The following is a 12,269-nucleotide window of genomic DNA, read 5'->3' as shown; positions in this document are numbered from 1 at the left end:
ATGATCGGGCCCGCGGAGATCGAGGACATGCGCTTGGACCTCGTCGCCTTCGAGGACCAGGCACGTCCTTGCGACGCCGCCATGGGTCCGCTGAACCGGCATCGGACCAACCGCGGCGCGACGTCCGCCGGGAGCATCTCCCGGATCCGTGCGGGGGTCTTCGCCCGTGCGGCCGAGCCTCCGATCACCGACCGGAAGGCCGTGGGCGACGCGGGGTTCGGCATCCCTTGGGGCCGTGACGAGGTGGCGTCCCCGAAGCCCGGGCGTGACCGGGCCGGAGCAGGAACCGCCCCCGCGCGCCGGACATTCCGCCAGCAACCCATCATTGCGTCGCCGTCCCCGCCCGGGCTTCCGGCGATGTCGAAGGACACATCATGACGAACTCACCCGGTCATCGCACAACGATGCAGGACCCGCGCACCCAATACCCGCAGCCGCCGTTCAAGCGGCAGCCGCAGGAAGCGCCGGGCCTCGCCGGGGCCATGGACCCGAAGCCGGACCACGGCGAGACCAGCTACCGGGGGCATGGCCGCCTCGCAGGCCGCAAGGCCCTGGTGACAGGCGCCGACAGCGGCATCGGACGCGCCGCCGCCATCGCATTCGCCCGCGAGGGCGCCGACGTCGCCCTCAGCTTTGTCGAGACCGAGATGCCCGATGCTCAGGAGGTCGCCAAGCTGATCGAGGCGGAGGGTCGCAAGGCCATCCTGCTGCCGGGCGACATCACTGACAGGACGTTCTGCGAGACCTTGGTCCACCGGGCGGTCACGGGCCTCGGCGGGCTCGACGTCCTCGTGAACAATGCCGGCAAGCAGACGAACCGGAAGGACATCGGCGACATCTCGGACGAGCAGTTCGACCTGACGCTGAAGACCAACCTCTACGCGATGTTTTGGATCACCAAGGCGGCGATGCCGCTGCTCCCGGCCGGCGCATCCATCATCAACACGGCCTCCGTGGTCGCCTACAACCCGCCGCAGATCCTCGTCGATTACGCGACCACCAAGGCCGGAATCGTCGCGTTTTCGAAGGCGCTGGCCAAGCAGGCGATCTCGAAGGGCATCCGGGTGAACGCCGTCGCCCCGGGCCCGTTCTGGACCGCGCTGCAGCCCTCCGGCGGCCAGCCACAGGACGCGGTCGAGACCTTCGGGTCGGAGGTGCCGCTGGGCCGCCCGGGTCAGCCGGTCGAGCTCGCCCCGATCTACGTGTTCCTGGCCTCTCAGGAGGCGAGCTTCGTCACGGGCGAAGTCTATGGCGCCACCGGCGGCAACGGCACCGCATAGGCAACGACAGGCATCGGGTCGGGCGAGGATCCGATCCGATGCCACCGGCACCGAACAGGGGACATCGACCGCTCCGGGTTGGCGCACCGTGTCGGCGAAGTGACGACACCCACCACCATGGATCCGCGATGGTACAGCTCAGCGACGTCCTCAAGGCCATCGGGCCGAACGCGTCCATCGTGTTCGCCGCCTGGATCTTCATGGGGTTCCTGCAGCAGCGTTACGACGCGGCCCTGAACCGCTACCAACAGGCGGTCGGAGATTACCGCTCCAAGGGGCACGAGGCCGGCCGGGCCGACAACCTGAAGGCACAGGTGCTCGCATACCGGCACAGGTGCCGCCTGATGAGCCGGGCGTCCCTCCTTGGCCTCGTCGCGGCCATCCTGCTGATCGGCTCCCTCATCTTCGGCGCATTGGATGTCATCGTCCCGCGGTCCGCAGCCGTCACGGTCTGCGGCATCGTCACGGCAATCGGCGGCTTCGTCACGGTCATCGTGGCGGCGACCATCGTCATCGCGGAAGGGCGGATCGTCGTGCGTCAGATCGACGACGAGTTGCGCGACGTGCCGAACTTGGCCGACAAGGCCGGCGGAGGGGCCGGAAAGGATGTCGGCAATGGGATATGAAGCCGTGCCGCGTCGCCAAACACCGCACTCGCGACGGCGCTGATCGAATGACGGGTCATGCGGTCCGCCATCCAGCGGCGGTGGCGGCGACGAGGGTCGATCTAATGGGCGAAATCTGACGCTTAGTACCCAGTCGCGAGGTCCGCAAAGGGTGGGGAGCGGAAGTTAGCTCGATGCCCGGAAGCGGACCTTCGGCTGTGCGCCCATCTCGGTCATTCGGCGGCATTTGCCGGCGTCTCCGAAGCGGACATTGGCTCAAGCTGAATCACAGGCCCCACTTGCGCCATCAGCGGACCTTCGGGCGAAATCACTCGAATGGCCGCTTGGAGCCCGACAGCGGACGTTGAGGTAGAATGATCGCTCCGGCGGCCACAACGTTCTCAGAAAACCTCCGCTACCCACGCCGAGCGAGCCTTCTTAGGCGACTTCCAAGCGTAGGAGGCTGACCGCTAGTCCCGCTCGCGAATGCGCCGCGGCACGACCTTGCCGAGAATGCGCCCGAGCTGGTCGGCCGAGTACGGCTTGTGCAGGAGCTCGAAGCCGTCCGAGCCGTCCCGGGCGAACACGTGGCTGTAGCCCGAGGCCAGCAACACCGGCAGGTTCGGGAGTCGGTCCCGGAGGATGCGGGCCATCGCGATCCCCCCCATGCCTGGCATCACCACGTCCGAGAACACCGCGTCGAACCCGGACCCGTCAGGGCCGAGCACCTCCAGAGCAGTCTCGGCGTTCGCCGCCCAGGTCGTGCTGTAGCCGAAATCCTCCAGAATCTGGGTTGCGAAGCGGCCCACCTCGACGTTGTCCTCCACGACCAGCACGCGCTGTCCCTCGCCCACCGGGAAGGACTCGTTCGCGTCGGTGACCGGTGGCTCGCCACACGGCTCGCCCGCGATCTCCCGCAGGTAGAGGGTGAAGGTCGTGCCCCGGCCGATCTCGCTCTCGACCGCGACGTCGCCGCCCGACTGCTTGGCGAAGCCGAAGACCTGCGACAGGCCGAGGCCCGTGCCCTTGCCAATCTCCTTGGTGGTGAAGAACGGCTCGAAGATCCGCACGAGCTGGTCCGGCGCGATGCCGGCGCCGGTATCGGTCAGCGACACCGCGGCGAAGGGTCCGGTCGCCGCGGCATGGCCGCGGATGGCCGGCAGCCCGCTCGCGCAGGTGAGCCGCAGCGTCAGCGTCCCTTCGCCATCCATCGCGTCGCGGGCGTTGACGGCCATGTTGATCAGCGCCGTTTGGAACTGGCTGACGTCGGCGCGGACGAAGCAGGGCTCGTCCGCCACCTCGGTGACCACGCGGATACGGGCGCCGGTGAGCGTGTCCAGCATGTCGGCCACGGCATGCAGCTGCGCCCCGGCGTCGAACACCTCGGGCTTGAGCGTCTGCCGCCGGGCGAAGGCGAGGAGCTGGCCCGTCAGCTTGGCGGCCCGGTCGACCGTGTCGGAGACCGCGTCCATGTAGCGGGCGCGGCGCTCCGCCGAGAGCTCGGGCCGGCGCAGGAAGTCGACCGACGAGCGGATGATGGTCAGCAGGTTGTTGAAATCATGCGCGACGCCCCCGGTCAGCTGGCCGACCGCCTCCAGCTTCTGCGACTGGCGCAGCGCCTCCTGGGCGTCCCGGAGCTCGGCCTCGGCCAGGAGCCGCGCGCTGATGTCGTGCGCCTGGTGGAAGGCACCGATGATAGAGCCCGTCTCGTCGCGCAGGGGCGTGTAGGTGATCTCCCAGCAGGGCTGCCCGAACTCGGGTCGACCGAAGACGGCCTCGACCTTGTACGACTCGCCGGCGAGCGCCCGGGCCATGTTGGCGCGCATGGCGGCGGCCTGTTGCGGGATGAACAGGTCCGGAAATACGTCGCCGACCTTCGTATGGAAGCCGTTGACGCGGAAGAACTCGTCGTTGTGGGCCTTGTTGAAGGCGATGAGGCGGAAGTCGTGGTCGAAGGCGCAGATCGGCGCCGCATCCGACTGCACGATGTTGGCGTAGAGCCGCAGCGCCGCGCCACTCGACGCGACGCGCTGGTTGGCATCGACGTGGAAGCCGATCAGGTCGGCGAACATCCTGATGGTGCCCACGACCTCCGGTCGGTTCACAGCCGCAGGCTTCGGGTCGATAGCGCAAAGAGTGCCGAAGAACGTACCGTCCGGCAGCACGATGGGCATCGAGACGTAGCTCTGGAAGCCGTACCGCGCCGGCGTGTGGTGTGTGCGGTACCGGGGATCCTCGGCCACGTGGTCGATCACCACTGCGGTCCGGTTCTGCCGGATCTCGTGGCAGATTGTGCTCGCGACCTCCAGTTCTCCGCCGGGCTCCAGGCCGAAGGCGATGTCGTCCTTGACGCTGCAGGCGACCCAACGGTCCCCGGTGACGCGCGCCACGGCGGCGAAGCCCATGCCGGTGATGCGGCAGACGGCGTCGAGGATGGTCGGGACCGCCTCGATGCTGCCGATCAGGTCGATGTCGGCCTGGAAGTCGTGCGGGCGCGCCGCATCGGGGAGGCTCATCGGTTGGGCTGAGCCTTCGACCCGGCGGCTTTGAGACGGGCGACGGCGGGGTCCCGCTCCATCAGGAGGCGCAAGCCGGCCCGGACGACCTCGCTGGCGTTTCCGTAGTGCCCCGAAGCCACCTGCGCCCGGATGTACTCCTCCATGACGGGAGTGAGGGCGATGTTGCGGGTGGGCGTGCTCGACATGCCGCAGACTCCCACGCCGGCCAAGCTGCTGTCAAAGCTTGCTAGCTGCCTATCGTCGTTGAAGGGATGCACGCATCGTCGCGGCCCTGCACAAGGAGCCACTCACACCCGGCACCCTCAAGAAGAAGATGGACGTCCGCGTGGGCTTCGGAAGGTACTTCGAGGCCCAGTGCGACGGTCGTTACGGCCAGCGCTCGGGCTGAACATGCATCCGCGAACGCCGAACGGATCGGGCCCATCCCGGCGCCGGGCTTCACTTGGCGCCAAGGACATCCGTAGCCGGCCCCACGACTGCCCTCACGCAACGTCGGGCGTCATACCTCGGCGAGGATGGTGGCGGGCAGCCGCACCGTGACGGTCGTGCCCTCCTTGCCCGTGGCCCGCGCCAAGGTACCGCCGACCTGACGCACGAAGGCGTCGACGAAGCGCGACCCCAGCCCTGACGTCCCGCCGCCGGCGGCGCCCCCCAGCCCGATCCCGTCGTCGGCGACCGTCAGGGCAACCTCGCCGTCGATGCGCCTGAACCCGAGCACGATGCGGCCCTGCCCGCCGGGGAACGCGTGCTTGACCGCGTTCGTGGCGAGCTCGTTGACGATCAGGCCGACCGTCACCGCCTGGTCCGCGACGATGGCGAGCGGCTCGGCTTCCACCTCGACCGCGACCCGGGCGTCCATCCCGAGCAGGCTGGAGCGCAGGCTGCCGGCGATGCCCTCCAGGTAGGGTCGCATCGGCACCGGTCCGAGCGTCGCCGAGCGCGAGATCACGTCGTAGAGCTCTGCCACCGCGCCGATGCGCGCCTGCATTGCCCGGTAGCCCTCGACGCACGGGGCCGCCGCGCGGCGGATCTCATAGGAGACGAACGAGGTGATGATCTGCAGGGAGTTCTTGATGCGGTGGGCGAGCTCGGCCGCGAGGAGGTCCCGGTGCCGCTCCATCAGGCGGGCCTCCGTCACGTCCTCGAACACCAGGAGGAGCCGAGTGACGTGATTGCCGGGTCGGTGGATCTTGCGGGCGTTCAGCCTGAAGATGCGCCGTCCGAGCCCCGGGAAATCGTCCTCGACCTCGTAGCCGTCGACGGCGGCATCATCCGGCACCACGCGTTCGAGCAGTTCCTGGAGGCGCCCGACCTTCCATTGCCCCTGCGACAGGTCCTGTATCGGCCGTCCGACCACCGCGTCGGCCTGGACCCGGAACAGTGTCAGGAAGGCCCTGCTCGCGGTGACGACCGTAAGGTCCTGCTCCAGGATCACGAGCGGGTCGCGGACGGTGTCGACGACGTTCTGGGCGAGGCGCCAATGGCGCTCGGCCTCCGCCCTGGCCTCCCGTTCGCCGGTGACGTCGTCGATGGCGAGCAGAAGGAAGGGGACGTGGTTCCCGGGGCGGAACACCTTGCGGGCGTTCAGGAGCATCACCCTGTGCCCAACCCCCGGAAAGTCGTGCGCGACCTCGAACGCCTCGACCGCATCGTCCCGCGGGACGACATCAACGAGCAGGCTGCGCAGGCCGGGGATGTCCCACTGTCCGTCGCCGAGTTCGAACAGCATCCGTCCCTCGGTCGCGTCCGGATCGACGGAGAAGGTACGGTAGAAGGCGCGGTTGGCGGAGACGACCCTAAGATCGGTGTCGAGGACGAGGAGGCTCGTCCGGACGGTGTCGACGATGTCCTGCGCGCTGACCACGTCCATGAAGTCCCCCTTGGGGGTATCGCCGTCCTTCCGCACGACCCGATCCCCCTGGCCTCCCCATGAGATACTTTTCCACCAGCCGGATGCGGACGAAGGCTGCCCAACCAGGACCGGAGTCCCTCGGCAAGCCCCGTGACCGCAGGCCGAGCCGCAGGCGCATCGTGCAAGACCTATCAGCGTGGTCTCGCCTGTCGCCCGCGACAGATTGTATCTGGGCGTCGTTGTCGACGGCCTTCAGGCGTCGCGCGGTCCGCCCGAAACGAGGCGCAGGCCGGGCGGCGGCCGCTTGGCGATGGCCTCGGCGACCTTGCGCTCCAGCTCGCCGTCCCGGAACGGCTTCAGGACGATGCCCTCCGGGCCGACGGCCCCACCCCGCATCAGAGCGGCGGTGTCCGCATAGCCGGTCACGTACAGCACCGGCAGCCCGGGCCAGCGCTTGCGGATCTCGGTGGCGACCTCCGCCCCGTTCATCCCGGGCATCGCAAAGTCGAGGAGCACGAGGTCGACGCACGGGTCCGCCTCCAGTGCCGCCAACGCCGCCAGGCCGGAGCCAGCCTCGCGCACCGCATGCCCGGCCTCCTCAAGGCGGGTCGTGGTGACCTCGCGGACGGCGCTGTCGTCGTCGACAACCAACACGGAGGACTGGCTGTCCTTGGCGTGCTGGGCGGCGCAATCGACCGTACGCGGACCCTCCGGGACCGTATCCGCCACGTTCTCGGACCGGGGCAGGTAAACCTTGATCGAGGTGCCTTCCCCGACGACCGTGTCGATGCGGATGCCGCCCCCGCTTTGCTTCACGAAGCCGTAGGCCTGCGCCAAGCCGAGGCCCGAGCCCTTGCCGACCTCCTTGGTGGTGAAGAAGGGCTCGAAGGCCCGTGCCACGACCTCGGGCGGCATGCCCGTGCCGGTGTCGCTGACCGCCACCATGACGTACTCGCCGGGTACAGGCTGCTCGGGCCTCGTCTGAGGGCCGGTGACCGTGACGTTGGCGGTCTCGATGGTCAGGCAGCCGCCCACCGCCATGGCGTCCCGCGCGTTGATGGCGAGGTTCAGGATCACGAGCTCGATCTGGGTCGCGTCGACCAGTGCCGGCCAGAGGTCGGCCCGCAGCGTCGTCTCGATGCGCACCGCTCCCCCGATGGAGCTCTGTAGCAGGTCGCGCATCGAGGCGACCGTCTGGTTGAGGCTCACCGGGGTGGGTTCCAGCCTTTGGCGGCGCGAGAAGGCGAGGAGTTGCGCCGTGAGGCTCGCGCCCCGCTCGGCCGCCCCCTTCATCATCGCCAGCCGCCGGTGGGAGCGTTCGGTCGCCACCTCGCGGGCCAGGAACTCGATATTTCCGGCGATGACGGTGAGGAGGTTGTTGAAGTCGTGCGCGACGCCGCTGGTCAATTGCCCGACCGCCTCAAGCCTCTGGGCAAGGCGCAGGGCCTCCTCGACGCGCTCGCGCTCGGCGATCTGCGACTGCAGGGCCGCGTTGGCCTCGGCAAGCTCGCGGGTGCGCTCGACGATGCGGGTCTCCAGCGTCTCGTTGAGCTCCCGCAGCGCGGCCTCGGCCTCACGCTTGTCGGCCTTCGCCTGCGCCTCGGCGAGGGCCCGCAGGACCGTACGAGGGAGCCTGTCGAGGCGCTGCTTCGTGACGTAGTCGACCGCGCCGTTCTTGATCGCCTCGACAGCCGTTTCCTCGCCGAGTGTGCCCGAGACGAAGACGAAGGGAGTGTCCGGGCATTGCTCCCGGGCGATGCTGTGGGCGCTGATGCCGTCGAAGGTCGGCAGGACGTAATCCGCGAGGATCAGGTCGTGCCGGCCAGGCTGGGCGGCCGCCATGAAGTCGGGCCGGTCCATGACCCGCTCGATCACGAAGGGACGGCCCACCGCGTCGAGCTCCGCCTCGATGAGTTCCGCGTCGAGGTCGCTGTCCTCCAGGTGGAGGATGCGGATCGGGTTGCCGGCGTCAGTCACGCGTTCGATGGCCAGCTTCCCCGATGCGGCGGCGGCTCGTTCAGGACGGCCCAGAACACGCCGAGCTCCTTGATGGCCGCGAAGAACTCCTCGAATCCAACGGGCTTGACCACGAAGGCGTTCACCCCGAGGTCGTAGGAGCGCACCACGTCGGTCTCCTCGCGCGAGGAGGTCAGCATCACGACGGGGATGCCACGGGACCGCGGGTCGCCCTTGACCGCGGCCAGCACCTCCAGGCCGTCGACCTTGGGCAGCTTCAGGTCGAGGAGGATCACGGCCGGGTCCTGGACCGCGCGGCCCTCGTGTGGGCCGCGACGGTAGATGAAGTCGAGCGCCTCGGCCCCGTCGCGGCAGATGACGATCTCGTTGGCGAGCTGGCCCGCCTCCAGCGCGGCGAGCGTAAGCTCTATATCGTTGGGGTTGTCCTCGACGAGGAGGATCGGCTTCAGGCTCGCCATCTTAGTGTCCGTCCTCCCGCAAGGGCAGCGTAAAGTGGAAGGTCGCGCCCTCGCCGAGCCTGCCCTCGGCCCAGGTCCGGCCGCCGTGACGCTCGACGATGCGCCGCACGTTCGCGAGCCCGATGCCGGTGCCCTCGAACTCCTCGACGCGGTGCAGGCGCTGGAACACCCCGAACAGCTTGTCGACGTAGGCCATGTCGAAGCCGACGCCGTTGTCGCGAACGAAGAACACCGCCTCGCCGTCCTTCGGAGGCAGGCGCCCGACCTCGATGACCGCCTCGGACCGGTCGCGGCTGTACTTCAGGGCGTTCGAGAGCAGGTTCTCGATCACGAGGCGCAGCATGAACGGGTCGGCGTAGGCCCGCCCGAGGGAGCCGACCTCCCAACGCACCGTGCGCTCGGGGGCGACGTCGCGCATCGTCTTGCGCCGGACCTCCTCGACGAGGGCGTTCATGTCCCCGGTGACCCGGTTCAGTGAGTTGCGGCCCATCTGCGAGAAGGAGAGCAGGTTGTCGACGAGGGTGCCGGCCGAGAAGGCCGCCTCGATGATGGTGTCGACGTAGTGCCGGCCCTTCTCCGAGAGGTTGGCCGCTTCGCGGTTCTTCAGAAGGTTCGAGTAGCCGACGATGTGTCGGAACGGCGCGCGCAGGTCGTGGCTGACCGAGTAGGAGAAGGCTTCGAGCTCCCTGTTCGAGCGCTGCAGCTCCTCGCTCATCGCCGCGAGCTCCTCGGCACGGCGCAGCACGATGCCGAGCACCGAGTTGCGCAGGTCCTTGGCCGCATCGACCTCGGGGCCCGACCAGGGCAGCGAACGGCCCTTCACGGTCTCCTTCCAGATCTCGAAGGACTTGCGCGGGTGCAGGCGGTCGGGGCCGCCTTCCGGGTCGGGCTGGGCCGGCTTCACCGGGTTGCCGCCCCACTTGACGGTGCGCACCACCTCCGGCCTGAACCAAAGGATGTAGCTCGCGTACTTCTTCGAGACCGAGATGGCGAGGAGCCCGCTGGCCTTGTCGGCGAAGGCCTCGGCGTCGGGCAGGAGCTCGGAGAGTGCCTCCGTCGAGAACACCTCGGCCTCGTCGGTCCGCGCCGAGAGCCAGTCGTGGAGCAGGCGGACCTCCGGCTCGGCCGGCGTGGTCCCAATCAACCGGCAACGGTCCTTGGTGACGATGGTAGCGCCCGCGGCGTTGGCGAGCGCCAAGACGTCGTCGGGATGCTTGAGGAGCCCGTCGACGAAGCTGTCCTCCTCTGCCATGAAGCCGAGGAGCCGCGCCTGCACCGCCCCGAGCGCGAGGCGCTGCTCGGCCTGGGCGCCGCGCTCGCGGGCGGAGACCTGCAAGGCGAAGATCTGGGTGAGGAAGTCGCAGGCGTTGCGGGCCTGGAGCGGCACGCGGTGCGGCTGGCGGTTGTGACAGGAAACCAGGCCCCAGAGGGCGTCGTCGACCATGATCGAGACCGACATCGAAGCGCCAGTGCCCATGTTGCGCATGTACTCCCCGTGCACCGGCGAGACCGAGCGCAGGACCGACTGGCTGAGGTCAAGCGGCTTGCCCGCAGGCGTCAGCGACGGCCGGATCGGCACCGGCTCGTAGCCGGCGTCGGGGATGATCCGCAGGCGGTTGCGACGGTAGAGCTCGCGCGCCTGCACCGGGATGTCCGAGGCCGGGAAGCGCAGGTCGAGGTAGGACGGCAGCACGCCGTTGCCGTCCTCGGCCAGCACCGTGCCGTGCCAGTCCCGGTCGAAGCGGTAGACCAAGACCCGGTCGAAGCCGGTGACGTGCCGGATATCCTCCGCGACGATGGCGCAGAGGTCCTCGACCGAACGTGCGACGCGAAGACGCTGGACGAAGGCGCGCAGCCGCGGGGTGAGCGCGTCGAGCCCAGCGTCGACGTCGGCGTCCGGCGCTTCCTCCATCTCCAACACCACCAGGCCATCGACCTGGTGCGCAGCGACCTCGTAGGCCTGGGAGACGCCAGCAACGTCAAGGGTCACGGTGCGGAGGTAGTGGGCGCCGTCCTCGTCCGGAGGGGCGTCGAGGTATCGGCGAACCACCGGAACGAGCGTGGGGAAGACGGCGTCGAGGGTGGCCCCGGCGGCCGCGGTGCCCGGCGCGTTCGCGCTGGCCTGCGCGATGGCGAGACTGGCGGGGTCGAGGGTGAGCAGGAACCCGTGGGGCTGAACGCTGCCGACGATGTGTATGGGCTCGCGATCGCAGGCCGTAAGGTCGGGCCGTGGCGTCGCGTCGCTTCGTTGATCCGACGTCAGATTCCCCTCCCGACGGTCCCGGCCTGCTTGGCGGCGACCGTCGTCCACTGTCTAGCATCGGCCCGGATGCCTGCCTACGACCGGACTTCGAGCCTGGGGCTCCTTACCTGGGCCCAAAGGTCACATCCACGCGACGCGCGATCCGCCACGCCGTAGCCGGACCGCAACCTAAAGCGGACGACGCAGCTACAGCGAGGCTGCGAGCATGCGCACCGCCGAGGCCAGCAACAGGGCGGCCAGGACAAGGCGCAGGGTACGCTGCCGCAGATGACGTGCCCCCAGCCACGAGCCGACTATGCCACCGCCGCCGACGCAGGCTAGCCAGAATGGTAAGGCCGCTGGCAGCACGGGCATGGTGGCCCATACGCCCGCGAGTGCAGCGGCTGAGTTGATGAGGTTGAAGGTCGCCGAGATTGCAGCGGTTTGCCTTGTATCGGCCCAGCCAAGGGTCAGGATGGCCGGGGCGAGGAAGATGCCACCTCCGACGCCGGTTACCCCGGAAACCAGCCCGATCACGCCTCCTGTCAGCAGTGCCAGCACGAAAGGCGGCGGGTGCAAGCCCGCCTGATCAACGCCAGCCCTCGACCCTCGCAGCATCTGCAACCCCGCCGCCAGCAGCAACGCGCCGACTACGGGTTGGTAGGTGGAAGACGGCAGGTGCAGAGCTCCACCGAGCAGCGAGAACGGTAAGCCCAGGACCCCGAACGGATAGCAGGCTCGCCACGTCAGCAGCCTCGCCCGGTAGAAGCGGATGCAGGCCAGTACTGAAACAAGGATGTTGAGCGCCAGGGCGGTAGGTTTGATCGTTTCAGGCGCGAAGCCGGCAAGTCCCATGATCGCGACGTAACCGGTGCCCCCTGCTTGCCCCACGGCCGAGTAGAGCGCAGCGACAACCGCGATGGCAAAGGCGAAGGCAAGGTCGGGCATCGGCTCAGCTTATACGCGCCCCGCCATGACCGCCTTCCATCGACTCCGGTCGTGGGGAGGTAAAAGCTCCAGGGTCCGAGTAGGGTCGGAATCTGCCCTTCGCGATGAGTATCAAGCGTCAGATTTCGATTACTAGGACTTGGACTTGGACTTGCCGCCCTTCTTGCCGAGCTCGGCCTGGGCCGAGGAAGACGTGCGTGGGTTTGACCTGCCCTCGTGGCTCGCCTTGGCGTTGGCCTTCTTGGCCGTCTCGCTGCCGTAGCCCTTCTTCTCGGTCATGCTCGACTCCTGTGGGTGACGGGCAATCCTCAGGGTGGGCCGGCCGTTCCCTGGTTACGCGGCTGGATCCCCTGCTAAAAGGCGGATCATCCGTTCCAACTGCCGCCCT

Annotated in this window: 11 protein-coding genes; 3 read left to right on the top strand and 8 right to left on the bottom strand. The window is 68.6% G+C overall.

Going from position 1 to position 12,269, the window contains the following annotated elements; translation table 11 throughout:
• The 3 genes from F6X53_RS05455 to F6X53_RS05445 all read left to right on the top strand — a co-directional run bounded on the left by F6X53_RS05455 (position 1) and on the right by F6X53_RS05445 (position 1,906).
• Positions 1-378, top strand: coding sequence for a hypothetical protein (locus tag F6X53_RS05455; protein ID WP_150997970.1), 378 nt, complete (start codon positions 1-3; stop codon positions 376-378).
• Positions 375-1,280: an SDR family oxidoreductase gene (locus F6X53_RS05450; protein ID WP_150997968.1), complete on the top strand. Its 906-nt coding sequence runs from the start codon at positions 375-377 to the stop codon at positions 1,278-1,280. Before F6X53_RS05455 ends, F6X53_RS05450 begins: the two co-directional genes overlap by 4 nt.
• Positions 1,281-1,408: 128 nt before the next feature.
• On the top strand, positions 1,409-1,906 hold the full coding sequence (locus tag F6X53_RS05445; RefSeq protein ID WP_191970711.1) for a DUF2721 domain-containing protein: 498 nt from the start codon (positions 1,409-1,411) through the stop codon (positions 1,904-1,906).
• 449 nt (positions 1,907-2,355) lie between these two features.
• On the opposite strand, the gene F6X53_RS05440 is transcribed toward F6X53_RS05445, so the two are convergent.
• The 8 genes from F6X53_RS05440 to F6X53_RS32185 form a co-directional block, all read right to left on the bottom strand.
• Positions 2,356-4,401, bottom strand: coding sequence for an ATP-binding protein (locus F6X53_RS05440; protein WP_150997964.1), 2,046 nt, complete (start codon positions 4,399-4,401; stop codon positions 2,356-2,358).
• Complete coding sequence (locus tag F6X53_RS05435; protein WP_150997962.1) at positions 4,398-4,589, bottom strand: type II toxin-antitoxin system ParD family antitoxin; 192 nt, start codon at positions 4,587-4,589, stop codon at positions 4,398-4,400. The genes F6X53_RS05440 and F6X53_RS05435 overlap by 4 nt, the downstream gene beginning before the upstream one ends.
• A 314-nt stretch (positions 4,590-4,903) precedes the next feature.
• On the bottom strand, positions 4,904-6,310 hold the full coding sequence (locus F6X53_RS05425; RefSeq protein ID WP_244965527.1) for a sensor histidine kinase: 1,407 nt from the start codon (positions 6,308-6,310) through the stop codon (positions 4,904-4,906).
• Positions 6,311-6,508: 198 nt separating this feature from the next.
• A complete protein-coding gene (locus F6X53_RS05420) occupies positions 6,509-8,233 on the bottom strand; it encodes a hybrid sensor histidine kinase/response regulator (protein WP_238296734.1) in 1,725 nt (574 codons plus the stop codon).
• Positions 8,230-8,691 carry a response regulator gene (locus F6X53_RS05415; protein ID WP_150997958.1) on the bottom strand — a complete coding sequence of 154 codons (462 nt, stop codon included), beginning with the start codon at positions 8,689-8,691 and terminating at the stop codon, positions 8,230-8,232. The genes F6X53_RS05420 and F6X53_RS05415 overlap by 4 nt, the downstream gene beginning before the upstream one ends.
• A gap of 1 nt (position 8,692) precedes the next feature.
• Positions 8,693-10,954 (bottom strand): ATP-binding protein, encoded by a 2,262-nt coding sequence (locus F6X53_RS05410; RefSeq protein ID WP_150998235.1) that lies wholly within the window; start codon positions 10,952-10,954, stop codon positions 8,693-8,695.
• A 186-nt stretch (positions 10,955-11,140) separates the two neighbouring features.
• Positions 11,141-11,881 (bottom strand): sulfite exporter TauE/SafE family protein, encoded by a 741-nt coding sequence (locus tag F6X53_RS05405; RefSeq protein WP_150997957.1) that lies wholly within the window; start codon positions 11,879-11,881, stop codon positions 11,141-11,143.
• Positions 11,882-12,013: 132 nt separating this feature from the next.
• Positions 12,014-12,160: a hypothetical protein gene (locus F6X53_RS32185; protein ID WP_191970710.1), complete on the bottom strand. Its 147-nt coding sequence runs from the start codon at positions 12,158-12,160 to the stop codon at positions 12,014-12,016.
• Between the last annotated feature and the right edge of the window lie 109 nt (positions 12,161-12,269).

The sequence above is a fragment of the Methylobacterium soli genome (genome assembly GCF_008806385.1).
In the GTDB taxonomy this organism is placed as follows: domain Bacteria; phylum Pseudomonadota; class Alphaproteobacteria; order Rhizobiales; family Beijerinckiaceae; genus Methylobacterium; species Methylobacterium soli.
The sequence above is the reverse complement of the archived record's forward strand: the minus strand, read 5'-3'. Positions and strand labels throughout refer to the sequence as shown.